Consider the following 22661-nt stretch of genomic DNA (forward strand, 5'->3'; position numbering starts at 1 on the left):
GCCTCCACATACACTCGTTGCACACGCAATGCGATGCCGGAGTCACCGTCCGGGAACCACCCGTCGCGGCGAGGCCCAAGGGGAGGCCGGATTGGCGAGGCCCGATCCGCTTCCCGCGCTTCGCCAGGACGACCTCGCCGCCGACTCCCCCACAGCCGACGCCCTCGCCGCCGACGGGGAAACGTGGCTGCCGCGGCGACGACGTGCGCCGTATCCGGCCAGCCAGGCGATCGGCGCGGAGGGCGCCCGCGCCTGCCAGGAGATCATCGCCGCGGCCCGGCGGCTGTTCGTCGAACGCGGCTACCACGGCACGAGCGTCCAGGCGGTGGCCGAGGCCACCGGCCGCTCCGACGCGGCCTTCTACCAGTACTTCCGCGGCAAGCTGGAGGTCTTCCGGATCTTCTTCGAGGAGCTCGGCGTCGACCTGGTCGACCACTTCCAGCGGCTGCCGGTGCTCAGCGCGGGACCGGCGGGTTTCGCGGTGTTCCGGTCCTGGCTGGGCGAGCTCGGCGCCGTGCTGCGCCGCCACTCACCGGTGTTCGCGGAATGGCCGCTGCCCGCGGCGGAGGCCGCCCTCGTCGACAACGCGGCCGTCGACAACACGGCCGTCGACAACCCGTCCGAGGAGTATCTGCAGGTGATCGCCGCGAGCCTCCCGCCGCGGCTGGCCCGCGCCGACACCGGCGGGGTGGACACCCGCGCGCTGTCCGTCGCTCTGATCTGCATCGTGGAGTGGACGCACATCGTCTCCGACGCCCGCGGCAGGATCGCGCGGCACCCCGACGAGGACGAGGCGCTGCACGACGCCCTCGCCGGCATGATCCACCGCTCGTTCTTCCCCGCTCCCGAACCGGCCCCCCGCTTCTGCGAGCCGACCCCGCGCTCCCCCGGCCCGTCCCCCGCCGGCCCCGTCCCTCGGCCGGATCTCGCCGCGCTGGCCCGCGCCGCCGGTGTCGTCGGTCCTGACGGCACCACCGGCACCGCCGGACCTGACGACGACTCTGCCGGCACCGCCGGATCTAACGCTTCCGCCGGCACTGACGGCGCCGGGCGCCCGTTGCCCGGCAGGGTCCCCGCGCAGCGGGACGCGCCGCTGCCGCCGGGGCTGCGCAGGTCCGTCACCGGTCGGGGGCGCTCCACCGTGGAGACGATCGCCGAGGCGGCGGTCGCGGCCTTCGAGCAGCGCGGGCTCGCCGGCACCAGCGTCAACGACATCATCGCCCGCTCCGGCGTCGCGCACGGAACCTTCTACCGCTACTGGACGGACCGCACGGCCATCTTCACGACGCTGGCGCACCGCGCCGCGGTGCACATCTGCGACCACTTCGACGCGCTGCTCGCCGTGGTCACCGTCGACGACCTGACGCGCTGGCTCGACGACTGGCTGCGCATCGTCGAGCGGCACGGCACCGTGTTCCACATCTGGACCTGCGAGATCCTGGACAACCCGCCGCTGTGGCCGCTGGCCCGCGCGGTGCGCCTCCACCTCGAGGACGTCGTCGCCCGCCTGCCGACCCCCTGGCCCACCGCGTCGCCGCCCACCAACACAACGCCGACCACCATGACGATCGTGTTGTGGACGGTGCTCACCGAGTTCCCCTACAACGCCTGGCTGCGCCACCCGGTGCTCACCCGCGAGCAGGTGCTGCACTGCCTGACCCTGCTGATGGCCCGCGGCGTCCTCGGCCTGCAGGACGCGACGGTCACCAACGGACGGGCGGAATCCACCTGCCCTGACTGATCCCCCCTCTCACGCCCCGGGACCGCCGGACCACCCAAGCGATCCACGAGCATCCTGACCACCCCACCCGATCACCCGGCTCGACCTCTCAGGTCCATAGGTCATTCCCCGGGAATGCACGCGCTGGCCGCTGCATGGGCGAGGACAGCCTGTGTGATGGCGGGTAGGCCGAGCCTGTTCCAGTGGAAAATCACCGTGTGGGCGAGAACCGCGCGCAGCCCTCGGCTCAGGGTGCCGGCGGCGGTAGCCGCGCCGAGGCGTACGCCTGCCGTCTCGAAGGCATCACGCCATGGGGCGGCGAAGCAGGCGGAGATCAGCCCAGCACGGCGGCTCGTGCCAGCCGCCCCAGGCACACGTCCATGGGCTGCACGCGACCGGGGAGCGGTGCGGCGCCGTCCCACCAGATGATCGCGGCTATCTCACCGTTCGGGGTGAACGGGCTGCCCGCGATGGCGTGTCCGGCGTACACCGCCGCGTATTCGATCCTCCGCTCGCCCCCCAGGATGAACCGCGCGATGCCCGCGAAGAGAAGATCCGCTGTCTGGTATCCCGTCTCCTCGCGGAGCTCACGTACCGCCGCCTGCCGGGGCGCCTCCCCCGCCTCGATCCGCCCTCCTGGCAGCTCCCAACACTGCCGATGACGGTCGAACACCAGCAACAGCCGACCGTCACTGCTCCACAGCGCGACCAGTGAGGCGGGCAGCGGCGCGTCGAGCAGGTCAGTGCCCTCGTCGACCTCGTGAAACGCCTCCAGGAGGTTCCCGTCGTCATCCGCGCAGAGAGGCACCCGATCCACATCACTCACGCCGGTCAGTATCAAAGACCCACGAGGCGAGCAACCGGCAGAAGCAGATTCCGCCATCAGGAAGTCCTGGTTCACTCAGCGCGCTGCCCAAGGCGGAGAACGCTCAGATAGCGACGTGACGCCCCGTTACCCATCCGCGTGCGGATGCGTTCGGCGATCGCGTCGAGCAGCGGCTCTCGGACGTCACGGGCGAGCCTTCGGTACGGCGACAGCGAGCGCAGGAGATCGGCGAAGCCATCCCCGTCGAACCACTGCACCGTCGGGTACCAGCGCACGATCGTTGGCCCGAACAGGTCGCCGGGATCGCGAACCAGACCCCAGCCGTCACCGGTCCCGCGCACCTCGTCCTCGCCGGATGGATGACCCCAGTCAGGATTGCCGGGCGAAAAGCGCTCGTGGAGATCGGCGGTCTCGGCGTACACCTCCGGCTCCCCCTCACGGCGAACGACGACGTTGCCCACCAACGCCATCCATCCTCCGGAGCGCAGCACCTTGTGGGCCCGCCGCCACCCGACCGAGGGCTCGACCCAGTGCCACGCCGACGCCGCTACGAGAACATCGAAGTGCCGCCCGCGGTCGTCCCACTCCTCGAACGTCGACCTCTCGATGGTCACGTTCGGGAAGGCAGCGAGCCGGCGGCGGGCCAGCGCGACCAGGTCCGCACCGGGCTCGACGGCGGTCACCGAGCAGCCGAGCGCCGCCAGCGATCGTGTCGCCTGCCCCGTGCCGCATCCCACCTCGAGCACCGACGACCTCTCCTCCATCGCCGTGAGCGAGACGAGATCCGCGAACAGCTCCTCGGGATAACCCGGCCGCACACGGTCGTACAGCTGCGCCACCTCGTTGAACACGTCACCAAGGTCACGCCGGTCCGGACCAGCCATAACGCCATCCCTCGAGCGACCGTGCCCCTCCCGGTCCCGGATCGAATCAGCCGAGCGTCAGGGCAGCAGTACTTCGCCAGTCCCTCGCGAGGGGCGCAGGATCGTCAGGTAGGCCGGTTGATCGCGGCCGCGGCGGCGCGTTCGGTGAGGCGGCGGGTCAGGGGGCGGTCGGCGGCGCCGAGGTCGGGGACGGTCACCTCGCCGGCGGTCAGCAGCGCCGCGCCGGCGCGGACGTCCTCGGGGGTCAGCGCGCCGTCGACGGTGAGGACGTCGCCGGTGGCGACGGCGATCCGGCCGACCGCGTCGATGCCGGCCTCGAAGGCCAGGCCGGTGACGGTCGTCGACTCGTGCGCGAGCCACAGCGCCACGGCGGCCACCGACGCCGGCGGGGCGACCCGCTCGATCGCGGCGTACATCTCGGGCCGCGACCTGGTCCGGTCGGCGGCCAGCCGGGACGCCGCGAACGGCGCGACCGCGTTGACGGTGATGCCGCGCCGGGCGCCTTCGAGGGCGAGCGTCTGGGTCAGGCCGTGCAGGGCGCCCTTCGCGACCGTGTACGGCAGCGCGGCGGCCAGGCCGAAGTAGCCGGCGGCCGAGGTCGTCGTCACGATCCGCCCGTAGCCCTGCTGCGCCAGGTGCGGCCAGGCGGCGGAGCACAGCGCCCAGGTGCCCAGCACGTGCACCCGGAAGAACTCGGTCAGTACGTCGGCGGTGACCTCGCGCAGCCGCACGATCCGGTCAATGCCGGCGTTGGCCACGACGACGTCCACCCCGCCGAACTCGGCGAGCGCGCGCTCGACCAGGGCGCCCGCGACCCCCGGTGCGGCGACGTCGCCGAGGTGCGCGACGGCCCTGCCCCCGGCCCGGCGGATCTCGGCGACGACGGCCTCGGCCCCCTCCGCCTGATCGCCGGCGGGATCGGGCAGGTCGTTGACGACGACGGCGGCCCCGCGGGCGGCGAAGGCGAGCGCGTGCGCCCGGCCGACTCCGCGCCCCGCCCCCGTGACGAGCACGGTGCGCCCCGTGAACGACAGCAGCCCCGAAGACAGCTCCGACCCGGTCGACGAGGCCGGCCCGGTGGACGGTGGCGCGGGGACGTCGGCCGCGGTCACAGGTCCGCCGTCGGGATGACGAGCTCGTCGCCGAGGCGGGCGACGTCGTCGAGCATCTCGGCGATCGTGCGCCCGCGCACGGCGACGGTGAGCCGGTGGACGCCGAAGTCGGCGTAGACCTTCGCCTCCTCGACGTTGCGCGCCCCGCCCGCGGTGAACTCCATGGCGTCGGGATCGCGCCCGACCGCCCGGGTCTCCTCGCGGACCCGGGCGAGCAGCTTCGGCAGCTCGACGAGCGGGTCCTGGCCGGGGAAGACGAACGGGAAGTAGCCGTCACCGCGGGTCGCCGCGCGGCGGATCGCCGCCTCCGACGCCCCGCCTACGAACAGCGGGATCGCCCGGCGCACCGGCCACGGCCGGCACTCCACCTGGTCGAAGCTGACGTACTCGCCGGCGAAGGTCGCCGTGTCGTCGCGCCACAGCACCCGCATGGCGTCGATGTACTCGTCCATGCGCCGGCCCCGGTTGCGGAACTCCATGCCGACGGCGGCGTACTCCTCGGGTAGCTCGCCGACGCCGATGCCGAGCATCAGCCGGCCCCCGGAGAGATGGTCCAGGGTGGCGGCGGTCTTGGCGAGCACCGTCGGCTGGTGCTCCGGCAGAATCAGCACGCCGGTGCCGAAGCGGATGCGGGTGGTCACGGCGGCGACGTAGGTCAGCCAGATCAGCGGGTCGGGCATGCCGCCGCGCCGCGACAGCCGGTCCATGCTGCCGTTGGTGACGCCGCGGTACGGGGTGGCGTCGGGGCGGCGCGACTGCACGACGTGCTCCGGCGCCCACAGCGACTCGAACCCGGCCTGCTCGGCCGCGACGGCGAGCGCCACGGCGTCCTCGGGGTCGGGAAACCCGGTGCTGGCGAAGACGATGCCCCACTTCATGGAGACTCCTCAGGAAAGCACGGTCGGGGCGTCCTCGACCGCGGCGTGGCGGCCGAGCAGGTCGGCGAGGTAGGGCTGCGCGGCGCCCATCCCGCCGTCGACGCGCAGCACGACCCCGTTGACGTAGCGGGCGGCGTCGGAGGCGAGGAACGCCACGACCCGGGCGACCTCGTCGGGCGTGCCCAGCGGGGACGGGGTGTGGGCGGCGAACACGGCGCGCATCCGGCGCAGCCCGCGGCCGGGGCCGCGCACGGTGTCGGTCAGCACGAGTCCCGGGGCGACGGCGTTGCAGCGCACCCCGACCGGGCCGTAGCGGGTGGCGATGCTGCGGGTCAGCGACTCCAGCGCCGCCTTCGACGCGCCGTAGGCCGGGCGCAGGTGCTCGGCGGCCGCGGCGGCCCCCGACGAGGTGTTGACGATCGACCCGCGCCCGGCGGCGATCATCGCGGGCAGCACGGCGCGCGCCAGCAGCATGGGTCCGCGGACGTTGACGGCCATCGTCGCGTCCCACAGGTCCGCCGTCATGGTCAGCACCTCGGCGTCGCCGCCGCCGCCGGACAGCGCGGTCGCGGCGGCGTTGTTGTGCAGGATGCCGATCGGACCGAGCTCGGCCGCGACCCGTTCGACGCAGTCGCGCACGGCGGCCTCGTCGACGACGTCGAGGGCGAGCGCGACCGCCCGCCCGCCGGCCGCGACGATCTCGTCGCGGACCCGCTGCGCCGACGCACCGGCAAGGTCGGTGACGGCGACCGCCGCGCCCTCGGCGGCGAGCCGGCGGGCGCTGGCCGCGCCGATCCCCGAACCCGCGCCCGTGACCAGCGCGACCTCGCCGGCCAGCGGACCGCCGGCTAACGGGCCCTGGGCGCCGGCGCGGCCGGTCGGCTCACCGGAGGTAGTCATAGCCGCCGTCGACCATCAGCGTCGTGCCGGTGATGTACTGGGCGTCCGGGCCGACGAGGAAGACCACGGCGCGGCCGACGTCGATCTCGGCGTCGCCGAGTCGGCCCAGCGGCACCTGGGCGGCCAGACTGGCCGCGGCGTCGGGCAGGTCGGCGGTCCAGCTCTCGAAGCCGGGCGAGTCGGCGAGCGGGCAGACGACGTTGACCCGGATGCCGTAGCGGCCCCACTCGGCGGCGGCGACGCGGCTCATCGTCCGCAGCGCCTCCTTGACCGCGGCGTAGGCGCCCATCGCGGGACGGGCGGTCAGCCCGCTGCCGGAGCCGAAGTTGACCACGCTGCCCTTGCTGGCCCGCAGGTCGTCGAAGCAGGCCTGCATGAATCGCAGCGACCCGACCGGCCCCGACTGCCAGACGGCGTCCAGGTCGTCCTCGGTGAGCCGGCGGATCGAGCCGTACCGGGTGGTCTGCGCGACGTTGACGAGGCTAGTCACCGGACCGAGCCCGGCGCGCACCGCGGCGACGGCGGCGTCCACGTCGGCGCGGACCCCCGCGTCGGCCTGCACGGCGATCGCCCGCCCGCCCCGCTCGACGATCTCGGCCGCCACGGCCTCGCACTTCGCGAGCGTCCGCCCGACGACCGCGACGGCCGCGCCCTCGGCGGCCAGCGCCAGCGCCACACCGCGCCCGACGCCCTGCCCGGCGCCGGTCACCAGGGCGACGGTCTCGGCCAGCCTCACGCCGATCCCCGCACGGCCGATTCCTGCACAGCCGATTCCTGCACTGCTGTTTCCTGCACAGCTGTTTCCTGCACTGCCGCCGCCTCCTGGGTGGCGTAGAGCGGGTCGGTGCGGTCGCGGCGCGGCAGGTGCTCGCCGAACTTGGTGATCCGGTCGCGGTCGGCGTCCCAGGGCCGGACCCACTCGATGGCGGTGATCCGGTCGGCGATGCGCCACCGCCCGTCGCGGCGTTCGAACCGGTCGACGTAGCGGAAGCCCGCGGCGTAGTTCCACCGCACGTCACCCGCGGGTTCGCCCGCGTGGTAGGCGACGCCGTAGCTCTCGGCGACGGCGACATGGGCGTCGGCGACGTCGTGGCCGGCGGGGATGTCGACGAGGACGTTGCCGAGATGGTGCATGGTCATGGTCTGGCGGCCCAGCAGCGGGCCGACCCAGTCGATGAACTCGTCGCGGGTGCCGGTGAACGGGCCGTGGCGGTCGGTCGCCTCCGGCCAGTAGCAGCCGCGGACCAGTTCGAGGTCGAGCCGGTCGATGCCGCGGCAGTACTCCAGCAGCACCCGACGGATGGCGGCCTCGTCCGCGGCCGTGGCCGGCCCGCCCGTCAGCGCGCTCACCGGCAGGCCTGGCGCGCGTCGCGGGCAGCGGGACCGACGATGTTGACGGGAGCGACAGATTTGGCGGGTGCTCGGCCCCCGAGCTGCCCGGTGGCGGACAGTACGCGGGCAGTTCCCTGGCCTCGGAAGTCGGGAATGTCCGTCGTCATCGCTCGCCCACCTCCACGGGAGACCGCCGCTGGCCTCGCCAACGTCATTGGAGCGACGTTTGACGGTCATGTCAACATGCAGGATGCTCGACCGGTGGGGCCGTCGGGTGTGGTGATCAGCGTGCGTCCGCCGCCGGGATCCGGACCGGTCTCGCCGCCGCCACGGCCGGCCGTTCCGACTTCGGAGCATCACCGGCACACCCGGTAGACCCAGCACACCCGGTAGACCCAGCACTTTCTGTAGATCGCAGCACGCCCATAGATCCATCCGTATGGACATCGAACTGTTCGAGGAGACCGGAGCCGATGAGGCAGGACATCCGATGAAGCAGGACATCCTGGCCGGCGTGCGGGTCGTCGAGGTGGCGACGTGGACGTTCGTCCCGTCGGCGGGCGCCGTGCTCGCCGACTGGGGCGCCGACGTCGTCAAGATCGAGCACCCGGTCACGGGTGACCCGCAGCGCGGCCTGATCAGCTCCGGCGTCGTCGCCGGTGCCGGCAACATCAACCACTTCATCGAGCAGCCCAACCGCGGCAAGCGCAGCCTCGGTCTGGACATCGGCAGCGAGTCCGGCCGCGAGATCCTGCGGAAGCTGGTCGAGCAGTCGGACGTGTTCGTGACGAACCTGCTGCCCGACTCCCGCGCCCGCGCCGGCATCGACGTCGACGACGTCCGCGCCTGGAACCCGAAGATCATCTACGCGCGCGGCCACGGCTACGGCTCGCGCGGGGAGCAGGCCGGCCGCGGCGGCTACGACATGGCCGCCTACTGGTCGCGCGGCGGCATCGGCGACTCGCTCATCCCGAACGAGGGCGACTGGCCGGCACCGCAGCGGCCCGCCTTCGGTGACACCTACGGCGGCTTCGCGCTCGCGGGCGGCATCGCCGCGGCGCTGTTCCGTCGCGAGCGCAGCGGCGAGGCGCCCGTCGTCGACGTGTCCCTGCTGGCCGCCGCGATCTGGCAGCTCGCCCCGGACATCGTCGGGGCGGGCGTCACCGGCGCCCCGATCCCGAAGTTCCACCTCGAGGAGATGCCCAACCCGGTCGCGAACCTCTACCGCACCGGCGACGGACGGTTCCTCGCGGTGGTGCTGCTGCAGGCCGACCGCTTCTGGGCGGACTTCTGCACCCGCCTGGGCCGCACCGACCTCATCGACGACCCCCGGTACAGCGACGCGAAGGTCCGCTTCGCCAACCGGCGCGAGTGCATCGCCGAGCTGCGGGCAACCTTCGAGTCGGCGCCGCTGTCGCACTGGGAAAAGGTCCTGGCCGACTTCGACGGCGTCTGGGACCCCGTGCGCACCGCCCCCGAGCTGCACCAGGACCCGCAGGTCCAGGCCAACGGCTACCTGCCGAAGATCACCGACGGCAACGGCAACACGTTCTCCGTCGCGGCGAGCCCGGTGCAGTTCGACGAGAAGCACCTCGAACTCACCGCCGCCCCCGAGCACGGCCAGCACACCGAGGAGATCCTCCTCGAGCTCGGGTACGACTGGGACAAGATCATCGAGTTCAAGGAAAACGGCGCCACTTCCTGAGCGACCACGGCGGGCCGGGCGGCATACGCACGCCCGGCCCGCCGCTGCCACCACCGCCGGATCGGCCCCACGCCAGATCGGCCGCACGCCGGATCGGCCCCACGGCGGGCGCACCGCGTCCGCCGTGCCCGCACGTGCACGTACTGCTCCGTCATCCCCGCGGGGCGCCCACGGCGCCTCCCGCCGAGCCCCACGAGGTATCCAGCAGTGATCGACCAGGTCGGGGTCGCCGACACCGAGGAACAGTCCGCGCTCACCGAGGCGGTGGTCGGCCAGCTCGCCCGCCACTGGCCCGCCGACGAGCGGCACAAGCAGATCGCCGACCCGGCGCGGGTCTCGGAGCTGCCGGTGTGGGCGGCGCTGGCCGAGGTGGGGCTGGCGGGCCTGCCGCTGGCCGAGGAGCAGGGCGGCGCCGGCGGGCGGTGGGTCGATCTCGCCGTCGCCCTGGAGGCGGTCGGCGCGGTGCTCGCGCCGGTGCCGAGCGTCGGCGCCGCGGCGGTGCTCGGAACCCTGCAGGCGCTGCCCGGCGCGGCGGCGTCGGCGCTGCTCGGCGCCGTCGCCGAGGGGACGGTGGCGACCCTCGCCTGGACCGCGCACGAGGATCTGTGGGGCGCCCCCGGCTCGGTGCGTGTGGCCGCGGCATCCCCCGCATCGCCGGCCGGCGCGCCCTCGGACGGTGCGCCAGTGGCTCTCACCGGCGAGGTCTCGGCCGTGCTGTCGCCGGAGGCGGCCCACGTGCTGGTGCTCGCCGGGGCACCGGGCGGTCCGCTGCTGGTCGCGGTCGACGCCGGCGCGGCCGGGTTCGACCTGACCCGCATCGACGGCGTCGACCCCACCCGACCACTCGGCACGCTGACCCTGCGCGACACCCCGGGCACCGTGCTGGCGGCGGGCGGCGAGGCGACCGCGGCGGTGCGCCGGGGTCAGGCCACCGCGGCGCTGGCGCTGGCCGCCGAGTTCACCGGTCTCGCCGGGCACTGCCTGACCGGCGCGGTCGCCTACGCGGCCGACCGCCACCAGTTCGGCCGGCCGATCGGCTCCTTCCAGGCCATCAAGCACCGCTGCGCCGAGATGCTCGCCGAGGTCGAGCAGGCCCGCGCGGCCACCCGCCACCTCGCCGCCCGCCTCGACGACGACGCCGCCGACCCGGCCGAGCTCGACGACGCCCTGGCGCTGGCCCTGCTCGCCGCCGGGCGCGCCGCCCACGTCGTCTCCAACGAGTACCTGCAGATCCTCGGTGGAATCGGCTTCACCTGGGAGCACGAGGTCCACCTGTACCTGCGCCGCGCCGCGGCCGGCGCGCCGCTGCTCGGCGGCGCCGCCGCGCACCGCGCCCGGCTCGACCCGACGCGGCGCGGCGCCGGGGCCCGCCCGACGCTGAGCGTGCCCGACTCCGGGCCCGCCGCGGAGCTCGCCGGGCACGTCGCCACCCTGCTGCCCGCCTGGCGCGAGACCTGGGGCGACGAGGTGTCCTTCCCCTCCCGGATGGCCTGGCAGCAGGCGCTGCACTCGGTCGGCTGGGTCGCCCCGCAGTGGCCGGTGGAGTACGGCGGGCGCGGGCTCGGCATCGTCGACCAGGTCGCCTGCGACCGGGTCATGGCGACCCACCGGGCGCCGCAGCCGCTCGGCGGCGTCCTCGGCCTGAACAACGTCGCCCCGACGCTCATGCGCTACGGCACGCCCGAGCAGAAGGCGCACCTGCCGGCGATCCAGGCCGGCACCGAGATCTGGTGCCAGGGCTTCTCCGAGCCCGGTTCGGGCAGCGACCTCGCCTCGCTGCGCACCCGGGCGGAGCTCGTCGGCGACGGCGACGACGCCGAGTTCGTCATCACCGGGCAGAAGGTGTGGACGTCGGAGGGCATGGAGGCGACCCACTGCCTGCTGCTCGCCCGCACCGACCCGGACGCGCCGACGCACCGCGGGATCTCCGCGCTGCTCGTGCCGCTCGACCTGCCCGGCATCACCCGCCGCCCGATCACGATGATCACCGGCGAGAGCGGCTTCGCCGAGGTGTTCTACGACTCCGTCCGCGTCCCGCGCAGCGCGCTGCTCGGCCCGCTGCACGCCGGCTGGACGGTCACGATGACCACACTCGGCTTCGAGCGGGCGGGTGTCATCGAGCTCGCCGCCGGGCTGGAGCAGTCCGTCGACGACCTGGTGACGGCGCTGTCCGGGCACGGCCTGGACGAGCAGACCCGCCTGGAGCTCACCGACCGGCTCGTCGAGGCCCGCCTCGTCGGCCTGCTCGGCAGCCGCGCGCTCGGCCGCATCGCCGAGGGCGGCGCGCCCGGCGCCGAGCACTCGGTCATCAAGCTGCTCTGGTCGCGGGCCATGCAGCACCAGGGCGAGACGCACCTCGCCGCGCTCGGCCTCGCCGGCGTCGCCGAGACGACCGGACGCCGCGCGCAGCGGGAGTACCTGATGTCGCGGTCGGCGACGATCGCCGGCGGCACCACCGAGATCATGCGCAACATCCTCGCCGAACGCGTCCTCGGCATGCCCCGCTGACCTGCACCTTCCCACCGCCGGGGCGGCCCGCTCAGGCCGGCCCGGCGGGCCGGTGTCCTGACTGATGGCGCGTCACGGGACCCGGAACGCCCGCCGGTAGGCGCCCGGGCCACGACTCGATGACTCCCACCGGCTGCACGCTGTTCCTCGTCTACCCAGCGGGCTGAAGCCGGCTCCGACCCCAACTCTGGCGATCGTGGTGTTCCGCCGAACCGGGCACCGCGCCCAAGCCGGCCTGCGTCGACCCCACTCAGACCCCCACGCCGTCACCGCAACACGGCCATCGCTCCCCGACCGCTCCCCCGACCCGGCAACCTGAAGATCGGTGTAGCGGTCCGGTGCCTACCGGGCCCGGTAGCCTGGAGATCGGCCCCACCGAGGAGACGCGCATGCCAGCAGTCGAGCCCGACGTTGGCGGCGGCGTCACCGCCAGCGCGGCCAGGACCGCCGTGGGCAGGACCGCCGTGGGCAGGACCGGCGCGGGCGGGGTCCGCGCGGGCGGGGTCGGCGTCGTGGGGCAGCGGATGCGGGTGCCGAAGATGGCCGAGCTGGTCTCGGCCGACCTGCGCCAGCGCATCGTGCGCGGCGAGCTGGTCGAGGGGCAGGCGCTGCCGACGGAGGCGCTGCTCGTCGCGCAGTACGGGGTGTCCCGGCCGACGCTGCGGGAGGCGCTGCGCATCCTGGAGGCGGAGTCGCTGATCACGGTGCGCCGCGGCGCGGGCGGCGGGGCGCGGGTGCAGACGCCGAGCCCGCAGGTGGCGGCCCGCTACGCGGGGCTGGTGCTGGAGCATGGCGGCACGACGGTCGCCGACGTGTGGGAGGCGCGGCTGTATCTGGAGCCGCCGGTCGCGGGGCTGCTGGCCCGCCGGCGCACGCGCGCCGACCTGAGCCTGCTGCGCGCGGCGCTGGAGCGCCACGGCGCCGATCCGGCCGAGACGGTCCGGCTGCACAACGACTTCCACGCCCTCGTCGTCCGGCTGGCGGGCAACGAAAGCCTCGAGCTGCTCATCGGCATGCTCAGGGAGATCGTCGACCGCGCCACCTGGTCCGCGGTCGCAAGCGACCTCGGGACGTCGGTGCAGGCCGAGACCGAGCGGGCGACCGTCCGGGCGCATCACGCCCTGGTCGACCTGCTCGAGGAACGGGACGCGGCCGGCGCGCAGGCGTTGTGGCGGCGCCATCTGCGGGCCGGTGCCGCCTATCTCGACGGGGGCGGCCTCGACGGGGGCGGGCGCAACGCCGCCACCCTGGACCTGCTCGCCTGAGGGCGTGAACCGCGGGTCACGCGGCCCACGCCCTCGGCGAGGCGATCAGCTCACGAGCGATCAGCTCACGAGCGGGTCAGTTCGTCACGAACGGGTCAGTTCGCGCCGAGCTTGTAGATTCCGGTCGCGTCGATGGTGCGGAAGTTCGACAACGTGCCGGTCTTGGACGCGTCGGCGACGAATCCGGTGGTCGAGCAGATGTTCGGCGACACCGGGCTCGCCTTGCCGTTGCACTGGAAGGTCGCCCCGCCACCGATCGGGTAGCGGGTGGCCGGCGCCGTCTTGATCGCCGTGGCGACCGCGGCCGGCGTCACGTCGGTGCCCGGGACGGCGTTGACCGCGCGGATCAGGCCGAGCATGCCCTGGTAGCCGCTGACGGTGTAGGCGTCGACGGTCTTCAGGCCCTTGCCGTAGGCGTCGATCACGGCCGAGTACAGCTTGTACTCGGCCGTGGTCGGGTCCTGGTTGGCCTGACCCATGATCTTCACACCTTCGAAGCCGCCGGGGATCGAGGCGCCCTTGTCGGTGCCGACGCAGCGGTCCAGCGCGGTGATCGTGGCCTTGATGCCGAGGGCCTTGATCGCCTTGATCGCGCTGGCGCAGAAGGTCGGGTCACCCGTGACGTGGTACAGCGCGGGCTTGTCCTTCTGCGCGGTCTGAATCTGCGGGGTCATGTCGGCGGTACCCGGCGGGATCGCGATGACCGTGGCCTTACTTCCCGCGTTGTTGAAGAAGATCGGCGAGAGCGCCTTGGCCGGACCGCTGGCCGCGGGCACGTCGATGACGAGCACGACGGCCGGGGACAGCTTGGCCTCACGCGCGTACGCCGCCGCCGTGCCGAACGGCCCGAGCGGGTTGCCGAGCAGGAACACGTTCTTCGTCGTCAGCGCGGTCTGCGTCGCGACCAGGTTCAGCACCGACGGGATCCCGGCGGGAGAGACGATCTTGATCCACGGGTCGGCCTGCCCCGGGCTACCGCCGGCCACCGCGGAGACCTTTTCGCGGACGAACGTGTTGCCACACGCCTGGGCGTCCGCGGGGACGGATTTGTCCTCACAGCTGACGATCTGGATCGGATGCCCGCGCAGTCCACCGAGGTGGGCGTTGGCGTAGTCGGCGGCGGCCTGCGCCGACTTCTCCTCTGCCGAGGCGTCCACGGCCTGGGTGTGGCCGGTGCCGATCCAGCCGATCTTCACCGGGGTGCCGGTGGCGGCCTTCGCCGGACCGAGCAGCGCCGAGTCGGCCTTCGCCGTCCCGCCGCTGCTACCACCACCGCTGCTGCCACCACAGGCGGCAGCCACCAGCGAGGTGGCGAGCAGGACACCGGTCAGCGCGGTGCGGGCACGCGGCCGCGCAACCAGCCGGCCGGCCGTCGTGGAACGAAGCGGTAACAAGCGCACGGTGGTGCTCCTTAGTCATCTCATCAACTACATGGACGTGCGGTCCGTGGACCGGACAGTCCACGGACCGCGCGCGGATGGTGCGTGTTGCGGGCCAGAAAGGATGTGGGGGGTCAGGCGGAGGCGCCCGCCTCGGCTCCCAGGTAGGCGGCCTCGAGACCGGCCCGGTCATGGGCGAGGTCGGCGGCCGGGCCGCTGCGGACGACCTCGCCGTGCACGAGCACGACCGCCTGGTCGGCGACCTCCAGCGCGAGCTGGACGTGCTGCTCGACGAGGATGACGACGGCCCCGGTCTCGTCGGCGATCCGGCGGACCACGGGCAGCAGGCCCTCGACGATCACCGGCGCGAGCCCCATGCTCATCTCGTCGATGAGCAGCACCCGCGGCTTCTGCACGAGCGCGCGGGCGACGGCGAGCATCTGCTGCTCCCCGCCGGACAGCGCCCCCGCCGCGACGCTGAGCCGCTTGCCCAGGCTCGGGAACAGCTCGACGACGTCGTCGAGACTGTATCCCCCGGAGCGCCGGGCGACGACGAGGTTCTCCCGGACGTCGAGATCGGGGAACAGCGCCCGGTCGTCGGGGACGAGCACGATGCCGGCCCGGTTCGCCGCCGCCGGCCGTCCCCCCGGCACGGGCGAGCCGTCCACCAGCACCTCGCCGCCCAGCCGCGGCAGCAGCCCGGCGAGGGTCATCATCATGGTGGTCTTGCCGGAGCCGTTCGGGCCGAGAACGCCGAGCACCGTCCCGCTGTCGGCGGTCAGGTCCAACGACCGGACCACCCGCACGGCACCGTAGCCGGCCTCCAGCCCGCGCACGGTCAGCAGCGGCGTGGCGGCGCCCGTCCCGGCCCCGCCGGCCGCCGCCGCGGCGGTCTCCGCGGCCGGCTCCTGCACCACCGCCGGCCCGCTCGCCATAGCGGGAATCACCGCCGGCTCCTTCACCGCGGCCGGCTCCTTCACCGCGGCCGGCTCGCTGGCCGCGGCCGGCTGCGCAGCCACCGTCGGCGCGGCGGTCGGCTCCTGCTCCGGGGTCGGTTCGGTCGTGCCAGCCGGTTCGGCCGCGTCGACCGTGTCGGCCGGCTTGGCTGTGTCCGCAGCCTTGGCCGCGTCGGCCGGCTTGGCCGTGTCCGCCGGCTTGGCCGCGTCCGCCGGCTTGGCCACCACCGCGTCCGTCGTCCCGGTCGCCTTGTCGGCGGTCGGTTCGCTGGTCACGGTCGGCTCATCCTTCACGGTCGGCTCGTTCGTCACGGTCGGCTCGTTCGTCACGGTCGGCTCGTTCGTCACGGTCGGCTCGTTCGTCACGGTGGGCTCGTTCGTCACGGTGGGCTCGTTCGCGGTCGGCTCGTTCGTCCCGGTCATGCCGACACCTCCTCCGCGTGAGTGCTGCCGAGATAGGCCTCGGCGACCGCGGGATGGCTGCGGATCTCCGCCGGGGTGCCGTGCGCGATCACCTTGCCGAAGTTGAGCACGTGGATCTCGTCGCAGAGGCTGAGCACGAGGCTCATGTCGTGTTCGACCATGAGAATCGTGACGCCGCTGGCGCGGATGTCGCGCAGCCGCTGGCCGAGCCAGTGGCTCTCGACCGTGTCGAGACCACCCGCGGGTTCGTCGAGCAGCAGCACCCGCGGCCGCCCGACGAGTGCCCGGGCGATGGAGACGAGCTGGCGCTGGCCCTGGGAGAGCTCGCCGGCGGGACGGTCGGCGACGGCGGTGAGCCGCAGCAGGGTGAGGGTCGCCGCGACCTCTTCGGAACTGGAACTGCCGGCCTGGCGCCGCGAGGCGCCCGCGGTCAGCCCGACACTGACGTTCTCCCGGACGCTGAGGTCCTCGTAGAGCTCGATCGCCTGGAAGGTCCGGCCGAGCCCGGCGCGGACCCGCTCGTGCGGGCGCAGCGCCGACACGTCCTGCTCGGCGAGCGCGACGCTGCCGGTGGCCCGGGCGAACCCGCTGATCGCGTCGATCGCCGTCGTCTTGCCGGCGCCGTTCGGGCCGATGAGGCCGACGATCCGCCCCGGGGGACGGCCAGGGAGAGGTTGTCGACGGCGAGCACACCGCCGTAGCGGACGGTGAGGTCGCGCACGGTCAGCAGGGGCTCGCCGGCGTCGTCGAAGGTGACCGCCGACGCGGCGGTCACCGCCTCGGCGTCGGCGACGATCTCGCCGGCCTGCGCGACCACGGCGTCCTCGGGCGCGACGAGCGCGTCCGACCGGGTGGTCGCGGACCGCGAGCGGCGGCGTTCGATCAACTGGTGGGCCGGGCCGACGACGCCCTCGGGGTTGAACACGACGGTGAGGATCAGCAGCAGCGCCGCCACCGCCTCGTACCAGACCCCGGTGGAGACGACCTTGTCGACGAGCGCGTAGAGCAGCCCGTTGACGACGGTGACCCCGGCGAGCAGGCCGCCGGAGACCGAGGTCGTGCCGGCCAGGTAGACCGTGCCGAAGAAGGTCAGCCCGACGATGGCGGTGAACGGGTCGTTGGTGACGTTGCCGAACTTGTAGGCCAGCAGCGCACCGCCGATGCCGGCGATGAACGCCCCCAGCGCGAACGCGGCGAGCTTGACGCGCACCACGTTGACGCCGGCCGCGGCGGCGGAGCGCTCGTTGGCGCGCACGGCGAGCATCTGCGAGCCCAGCGTGCTGGTACGCAGCCAGGCGACGCCGAGCCCGACGAGCACGAGCACGAGCAGGCAGACCACCCCGAACGTCACCCGGGGGAAGTCCGAGCCGCTGCCGACGCCGAGGTTCCACCCGAAGATCTCCGGGTTGGGCACCGCCGCGCCGGAGGAGCCGACGAAGTCGAGGTTGCGGAACCACAGCGCTTCCAGCGCGAACGCCAGCGCGAAGGTCACCACCGCGACCGTCAGCCCGCGGATGCGCAGCGCGGGCAGTCCGATGACCACGCCGACGACGGTGGCGCCGAGCGCGGCGACGATCGGCGCGAAGGGGAAGGCGATGTGCAGGTGCTCGGAGATCGGCCCGACCAGGAACGCCGCGACCCCGGCGAGCGGGAGCTGCGCGAACGACACCTGCCCGGCGTAGCCGGTGACGACCACGACCGACAGCGCGATGACGGCGTAGACGAACGTGGAGATCAGCCCGTCACGCAGGTCGCCGGTGAACGCGATGAGGCCCACGACACCGAGCACGGTCGGAACCACGGTCGGCAGCACCACGTTGTGCGGTCGAGGGGCACGGCCGAGGTTGCGGGTGATGACCGCTCCGCGGCCGGGCAGCGGCTGGGCGCGCACGACGAGGACGATGAGGATCAGGACGAGCGGGACGAGCTCCGGCAGGCCGGACGACGGCAGCCAGTCGTAGTTGTTCTGCAGGTACTGGGCCTCGGACTGCAGGGCACCGATGACGATGCCGGCGACCGCCGCCCACAGGACGTACTGGAACCGACCCATGATCGCCGCCGCCAGGGCGGGGACGATGAACAGCGTGTAGGAGACGGGGATGAGCGGGACGATCGGCGCGATGAGGATGCCGACCAGCCCGGCCGCCGCCGAGGAGATCATCCAGTTGCCGGCGGCGATCCGGTCCGGGGAGATGCCGCTGACGTAGGCGCCCTTCTCGCTCGACGCCGTCGCGCGGGTGGCGAGGCCGAAGCGGGTGCGGGCGAACACGAGCGAGATCGCGGTGGCGAGCGCGAGCACGGTGATCGCCAGGTAGACGCGGTCGCTCGGGACGTTGATCGAGCCGGCCTTCCACAGGTCGGTCGGGAAGATCGGGTCGACCGCGACGGCGGTGGTCCCCATCCGCGCGGCGATCAGGGCGGTGATGGCCAGCGAGACGCCGAGCGAGGCGACCGCCTTCGCGACCGGCGGCGCGTTGCGCAGCGGCCGGAAGATCACCAGATGCAGCCCGAGGCCGAGCAGCGCGGACAGCGCCACCGCGATCGGCAGCGCGGCACCCATCGGTAAATCGCCACCGATGTCGATGGTCGTCGGCGTGCCGGGGATCAGATTGATCAGCTCGCCGGAGCGCAGGTAGGCGTAGACGTAGGCGGCGAGCAGCGCGATGCTGCCCGTCGCGAAGTTGATGATCCCCGAGCTTCGGTAGGTGATGGTGAGCGCGAGCGCGAGCGCACCGAACACCGCACCGTTGCCGAGGCCGAGGAGCAGGAAAACAATATGTTGACTCAAAAGTCACTCCGCAGGATCGTCCCAGAGCGGGAGGGGCGCTCAGGCCTGCGCAGGTCGCGGATCACCGCGCCTCGACAGGACCTCGGGGAGCGTGACGGGTCTCGCCGGCCCCCCGATTGAGTTAAACTCATTGGATTCTTGTGTCTTACTTCACAGCCTGTCAAGCGATGCCGTGACCTGCGGCGGAACGGGTGGCAAACGGCCGGTTCGCGGCCAGGCGGAGGACCCGCTCCGCGCCCGGCGTCACGCAGCGTCCGCGGGGCCCGGGCCGCCCGGGGACCACCCCAGCCCGGCGCAACCAGCCACTCGGCGCCACCACTCGACGCCCACCAGCGTGCTGGGGTTCTTCCGCAGCGTGAAGGACAGCTTCATCGCCGCGAACATCGGGCCGTCGCGGCACCACCTGAGCTCGATCCACATCGACCCGCGCCCGGACGGCAGCGCGTCGACGTACGCCTGCTTCGCCTACCTCGGCACGCGCGGCCTCGACCACTGGGGCACCTACCGCGACGAGATCGACGAGATCGTCGAGGCGGACGGCCGCTGGCTGTTCGCCCGCCGGGTGGCCACCGTCGAGGGCATGGCCCCGGACTCCGCCATCGCGGGTCTCGCGGCGGCGGCGGCCCGGCCCGGCGCGCCCGCCTGACGCGGCGGGCACCCGGCAGGCAGACCGATCAGAAGGCCGAGCGGTGGTGGCCGCCGTCGACGGCGATGTAGTGCCCGGTCAGGTAGCCGGCCTGGCGCGAGCACAGGTAGACGATCGACGAGGCGATCTCCTCGGGCTCACCGAGCCGGGCGGCCGGCACCCCCGCGGTCTCGATCATCCACGCGCGGCGCGCGTCCGGCTCGGTCAGGCCCTCGTGGGTCGACAGGTACCAGTTCGTCGTCTTCGTCGCGATCCAACCCGGGGCGATCGTGTTGATGGTGATGCCGTGGCGGGCGTACTCGTCGGCGACGCTCTTGAGCAGGCCGACCGTGGAGGGCCGGGTGGCGTTGGCCACCGTGTGCGGCGGGGAGCTCTGCGGCTCCTTGGCGGTCGCCGAGCCGATGTGGACGTAGCGCCCGAACCCGGCCTCCTGCATCCCCGGCAGGACCGCGCGCAGCATGTGCACCTGGCTGAGCGTGTAGGTCCGGTAGGAGTCGACGTAGTCCTCCGCCCGGGTGATCTCGGCGAAGAAGCCGCGCACGTGGAAGTCGGCCTGGGTGACCACGATGAGTGGTGACCCCAGGCGCTCGGTGACCTCGGCGACGGCTGACTCGATGCCCTCGGCGGTGCTCATGTCCGCCGACACCCCGACCGCCTCGCCACCGGCCTGCGCGATGGACGCGACGGCCGAGTCGATGTGGCGCTGCGTGCGCGCGACGACGGCGACGCGGCTGCCCTCCGCCGCGAGCATCCTCGCCACCTCGAGCCCGATCCCCTTGCTGCCGCCGACGACGAGCGCCACCCGGTCACGAATGCCAAGGTCCACTGTTCTGCCTCTCCCACCAGGACGGTTCCACCCTGCTGCCGTGCCCGCGCGCACCGGCCGGGAACGGCGTTCCCATCCTGGCACGTGCGCCGACCGGAAGCCGGCACCGGTGATCACAACGGCTCATTGACAACTCAACGTGACCTAAGCCACAATCGCGGCCGGACGTCAGCCGACCGCCGGCCGGACGCCGTCCGGATGCCGCCACACGATCCCGCGGAGGAGGCCGTCCTCCCGCGGACCACGCCGGCCGCCGGCCGGGAGAGGCGTCGGAGGTTCGACGAACCCCGCCGCGTCACCCCACCCGGCCGCGTCACCCACGAGCCCCTCGACCCGACGAACCAGACCGTCTGACGATCTCGACCGAGCGGCCGACGGACTCGACGCCGGCTCGTCGCCCGTCGCGGGGCTCGGCTCCCGCACCACCCCGGGTCGGCCCCGGGGCACTTCCCGAACACCATGAGGAGTTCCAGCGTGCATATCTCCAGCTCGCGATTACCGCTTCGGCGCGCGTGTCCGACCCGCTCCCGCGGGCACCTGTCCCGTTCGGGCGGGCGCGCCCGCACCGGCCTGTCGGCCGTGGCGCTCGCCGTGGCGGTCGCCACCGGCGTGGCGGCCTGCGGCGGCAGCAGCGGCGGCGGTGGCGGCAGCACGGGCGGCACGACGAAAGCCGACAGCAGCCTGCTCGGCCCCGCCAAGGCCGCCACCGGCACCCCGGTCAAGATCGGCTGGGTCAGCACCGGCCGCACGCAGGCAGTCGACACCTCCGGCGAGATCCGGGCCGCCCAGGCCGTGGTCGACTACGCCAACGCCCACCTCGGCGGCCTGCGCGGTCACAAGATCGAGCTCGTCCCCTGCGAGGACAAGTCCGTCCCGGCCAACGCGCAGGCCTGCGGTAACCAGTTCCTGCGGGAGAAGGTCGCCGTGGCCGCGGCCGGCAGCCCCGGGCAGACCGACCCCTGGCTGAAGATCGTCGCGCCGGCGGGAATCCCGGTGACCATGAACCTCGTCGCGACCCAGGCCACCCTGACGACGAAGAACGTGTTCATCTGGGGCAACCCCCTGGCCTCGTTCGGCACCCCGGCCGCCTTCGCCCGGGACAAGAAGCTGACCAGCGCCGCCGTGTTCGTCATCGACGTGCCCGCCGCCAGCGAGCCGGCCAAGCAGCTCGTCCCGCCGTTCTTCGCCAACGCCGGTGCCAAGGCCCAGGTGATCGCGATCCCGCCGGGCACCGCGGACATGACCCCGCAGGTCCAGACCGCGCAGAAGAACAAGCCGGCGATGTACCACGTGATCGGTGACCCGACGTTCTGCGCCAGCGCCATCAAGGCGATCAAGGCGCTCGGCATCACCGCGCCGATCACCGCGCTGGACCGCTGCATCGGTGCCGACCACGGCGCGTCGATCCCCGGCGGCTTCGCCGGCGTGGACATCATCGCGCAGGCCAACGTCGACCCGTCCACGCCCGAGTTCAAGCTGTTCAACGCCGTGCTCGACGCCTACGGCAAGGGCCTGAAGTTCGACGCGATCAGCATGAGCGGTTACCAGGGCATGATGGGCCTGGTGCGGGGCGTGAACTCGGTGCCCGGCACGGACGTCAGCTCCGCGGCCATCGCCACGGCGCTGCACACCATGCCGCCCACCAAGTACCCGCTCGGCGGCGGCGCCACCTTCCAGTGCAACGGCAAGGCCAACTCGGTCTCGCCGAACATCTGCTCCACCACCGGGTTCATCGCGGACGCCGACAAGCAGGGCACGCTGACGAACTTCCGTTCCCTCGACACCACGGGGATCTTCAAGCTCGGCGCGGGCTGACGGTCCCGCCCGCCCCAGCGGGCAGCACACGCAGACGGGCGCCCCGGGGCCAGTGGCCCCGGGGCGCCCCTGCCTGCGCCCGGCTACCGCGAGGCGGCGGGCTGGGACAGGCCGACGAGGTCCAGGACCAGCTCCGCGTAGGCGGCGACCTCGTCGGCGTCGGGCTGATGGTCAAGGGCGATCCAGGCTGCCTGGCGGCTCATGACCAGTTCGAACGCGGCGTCGGCGAGCAGTTCCGCCCGTGGCAGCTCGGCGCGGCGCAACGTCTGGGTCAGGGGCTGGCGCAGCGGGAGGGTGAGCGTGGCCTCGGCCTGCGGGAAGCGATGCAGCAGGCGGTAACGGTCCAGGGCGAGGGCACGGATCGCCCGCGCCGCCTCGCCCCGTGCCAGCGACAGCAGCGCCACCGCCCAGGTGCGCACCGCCTCGACGGGCGGTCCGGCGGCGGCGACGCGGCGCTCCACCACCACGGCCGTGCGCCGCGTCGCCTCCTCGACCACGGCCAGGGTCAGCCCGTCCTTCGAGCCGAACACCCGGTAGAAGGCGGCGTTGTGCCGACCGGCGTGCGCCACGATCCGGCTGACCTGCAGGTCGACCGTGTCAGTCGCGGCGAGCAGGTCCAGCGCCGCGGCGATGAACGCCTGGCGCTCGCGCGCCAGGGCGACGGGATCGTCGAGGTAGCGCAGCGGACTCGCCATCGG

Annotated in this window: 18 protein-coding genes and 1 pseudogene; 6 read left to right on the plus strand and 13 right to left on the minus strand. The window is 73.3% G+C overall.

The genetic code is table 11. The features are described from left to right. Nucleotides 1-91: 91 nt before the first annotated feature. A complete protein-coding gene (locus tag AC5R91_RS03200) occupies nt 92-1741 on the plus strand; it encodes a TetR/AcrR family transcriptional regulator (protein WP_495395595.1) in 1650 nt (549 codons plus the stop codon). 313 nt (nt 1742-2054) lie between these two features. Here AC5R91_RS03200 and AC5R91_RS03205 read toward each other — a convergent pair whose 3' ends face one another. From AC5R91_RS03205 to AC5R91_RS03235, 7 genes are all read right to left on the minus strand, one after another. Continuing rightward, a complete protein-coding gene (locus tag AC5R91_RS03205; RefSeq protein WP_495395596.1) occupies nt 2055-2546 on the minus strand; it encodes an NUDIX domain-containing protein in 492 nt (163 codons plus the stop codon). Between the two features lie 71 nt (nt 2547-2617). Further along, nucleotides 2618-3430, minus strand: a complete 813-nt coding sequence (locus AC5R91_RS03210) for a class I SAM-dependent methyltransferase (RefSeq protein WP_495395597.1) — start codon at nt 3428-3430, stop codon at nt 2618-2620. 104 nt (nt 3431-3534) lie between these two features. Then, complete coding sequence (locus AC5R91_RS03215) at nt 3535-4542, minus strand: SDR family NAD(P)-dependent oxidoreductase (protein WP_495395598.1); 1008 nt, start codon at nt 4540-4542, stop codon at nt 3535-3537. After that, nucleotides 4539-5420: an LLM class F420-dependent oxidoreductase gene (locus AC5R91_RS03220; RefSeq protein WP_495395599.1), complete on the minus strand. Its 882-nt coding sequence runs from the start codon at nt 5418-5420 to the stop codon at nt 4539-4541. Before AC5R91_RS03220 ends, AC5R91_RS03215 begins: the two co-directional genes overlap by 4 nt. A 9-nt stretch (nt 5421-5429) precedes the next feature. Further along, nucleotides 5430-6320 carry an SDR family NAD(P)-dependent oxidoreductase gene (locus AC5R91_RS03225; RefSeq protein ID WP_495395600.1) on the minus strand — a complete coding sequence of 297 codons (891 nt, stop codon included), beginning with the start codon at nt 6318-6320 and terminating at the stop codon, nt 5430-5432. After that, on the minus strand, nt 6304-7056 hold the full coding sequence (locus AC5R91_RS03230) for an SDR family NAD(P)-dependent oxidoreductase (protein WP_495395601.1): 753 nt from the start codon (nt 7054-7056) through the stop codon (nt 6304-6306). Before AC5R91_RS03230 ends, AC5R91_RS03225 begins: the two co-directional genes overlap by 17 nt. Further along, nucleotides 7053-7670 (minus strand): nuclear transport factor 2 family protein, encoded by a 618-nt coding sequence (locus tag AC5R91_RS03235; RefSeq protein WP_495395602.1) that lies wholly within the window; start codon nt 7668-7670, stop codon nt 7053-7055. Before AC5R91_RS03235 ends, AC5R91_RS03230 begins: the two co-directional genes overlap by 4 nt. A 472-nt stretch (nt 7671-8142) precedes the next feature. On the opposite strand from AC5R91_RS03235, the gene AC5R91_RS03240 reads away from it, so the two are divergent. The 3 genes from AC5R91_RS03240 to AC5R91_RS03250 all read left to right on the plus strand — a co-directional run bounded on the left by AC5R91_RS03240 (nt 8143) and on the right by AC5R91_RS03250 (nt 13130). Next, nucleotides 8143-9357, plus strand: coding sequence for a CaiB/BaiF CoA transferase family protein (locus AC5R91_RS03240; protein ID WP_495395603.1), 1215 nt, complete (start codon nt 8143-8145; stop codon nt 9355-9357). Nucleotides 9358-9564: 207 nt separating this feature from the next. Beyond that, nucleotides 9565-11865 carry an acyl-CoA dehydrogenase family protein gene (locus AC5R91_RS03245; RefSeq protein ID WP_495395604.1) on the plus strand — a complete coding sequence of 767 codons (2301 nt, stop codon included), beginning with the start codon at nt 9565-9567 and terminating at the stop codon, nt 11863-11865. A 389-nt stretch (nt 11866-12254) separates the two neighbouring features. Further along, on the plus strand, nt 12255-13130 hold the full coding sequence (locus AC5R91_RS03250; protein ID WP_495395605.1) for a FadR/GntR family transcriptional regulator: 876 nt from the start codon (nt 12255-12257) through the stop codon (nt 13128-13130). Nucleotides 13131-13225: 95 nt separating this feature from the next. Here the strand turns inward: AC5R91_RS03250 and AC5R91_RS03255 are convergent, their stop codons facing one another. From AC5R91_RS03255 to AC5R91_RS03270, 4 genes and pseudogenes are all read right to left on the minus strand, one after another. After that, nucleotides 13226-14530 (minus strand): ABC transporter substrate-binding protein, encoded by a 1305-nt coding sequence (locus AC5R91_RS03255; protein WP_495395606.1) that lies wholly within the window; start codon nt 14528-14530, stop codon nt 13226-13228. A 113-nt stretch (nt 14531-14643) separates the two neighbouring features. Further along, entirely contained in the window at nt 14644-15444 is an 801-nt protein-coding gene (locus AC5R91_RS03260) for an ABC transporter ATP-binding protein (protein ID WP_495397886.1), read from the minus strand. A 440-nt stretch (nt 15445-15884) separates the two neighbouring features. Further along, entirely contained in the window at nt 15885-16856 is a 972-nt protein-coding gene (locus AC5R91_RS03265; protein ID WP_495397887.1) for an ABC transporter ATP-binding protein, read from the minus strand. 20 nt (nt 16857-16876) lie between these two features. Then, nucleotides 16877-18628: pseudogene (locus tag AC5R91_RS03270) on the minus strand (ABC transporter permease); the annotation flags it as partial. A gap of 403 nt (nt 18629-19031) precedes the next feature. Between AC5R91_RS03270 and AC5R91_RS03275 the strand changes: the two are divergent. Continuing rightward, nucleotides 19032-19322, plus strand: coding sequence for a hypothetical protein (locus AC5R91_RS03275; protein WP_495395607.1), 291 nt, complete (start codon nt 19032-19034; stop codon nt 19320-19322). 28 nt (nt 19323-19350) lie between these two features. Here the strand turns inward: AC5R91_RS03275 and AC5R91_RS03280 are convergent, their stop codons facing one another. Further along, nucleotides 19351-20148 (minus strand): SDR family oxidoreductase, encoded by a 798-nt coding sequence (locus AC5R91_RS03280; protein WP_495395608.1) that lies wholly within the window; start codon nt 20146-20148, stop codon nt 19351-19353. A gap of 474 nt (nt 20149-20622) precedes the next feature. On the opposite strand from AC5R91_RS03280, the gene AC5R91_RS03285 reads away from it, so the two are divergent. Beyond that, complete coding sequence (locus AC5R91_RS03285) at nt 20623-21963, plus strand: ABC transporter substrate-binding protein (RefSeq protein ID WP_495395609.1); 1341 nt, start codon at nt 20623-20625, stop codon at nt 21961-21963. 83 nt (nt 21964-22046) lie between these two features. Here the strand turns inward: AC5R91_RS03285 and AC5R91_RS03290 are convergent, their stop codons facing one another. After that, nucleotides 22047-22658 (minus strand): TetR family transcriptional regulator, encoded by a 612-nt coding sequence (locus AC5R91_RS03290; RefSeq protein ID WP_495395610.1) that lies wholly within the window; start codon nt 22656-22658, stop codon nt 22047-22049. Nucleotides 22659-22661 lie beyond the last annotated feature (3 nt).

It is taken from the genome of Frankia sp. BMG5.60 (assembly GCF_059428125.1).

What these genes read in the sequence shown, in the direction of transcription:
- AC5R91_RS03220 (WP_495395599.1), bottom strand. Translation starts at nt 5,420, where the DNA reads ATGAAGTGGGGCATCGTCTTCGCCAGCACCGGGTTTCCCGACCCCGAG.
- AC5R91_RS03240 (WP_495395603.1), top strand. Translation starts at nt 8,143, where the DNA reads ATGAAGCAGGACATCCTGGCCGGCGTGCGGGTCGTCGAGGTGGCGACG.
- AC5R91_RS03250 (WP_495395605.1), top strand. Translation starts at nt 12,255, where the DNA reads ATGCCAGCAGTCGAGCCCGACGTTGGCGGCGGCGTCACCGCCAGCGCG.
- AC5R91_RS03225 (WP_495395600.1), bottom strand. Translation starts at nt 6,320, where the DNA reads ATGACTACCTCCGGTGAGCCGACCGGCCGCGCCGGCGCCCAGGGCCCG.
- AC5R91_RS03260 (WP_495397886.1), bottom strand. Translation starts at nt 15,444, where the DNA reads ATGGCGAGCGGGCCGGCGGTGGTGCAGGAGCCGGCCGCGGAGACCGCC.
- AC5R91_RS03290 (WP_495395610.1), bottom strand. Translation starts at nt 22,658, where the DNA reads ATGGCGAGTCCGCTGCGCTACCTCGACGATCCCGTCGCCCTGGCGCGC.
- AC5R91_RS03210 (WP_495395597.1), bottom strand. Translation starts at nt 3,430, where the DNA reads ATGGCTGGTCCGGACCGGCGTGACCTTGGTGACGTGTTCAACGAGGTG.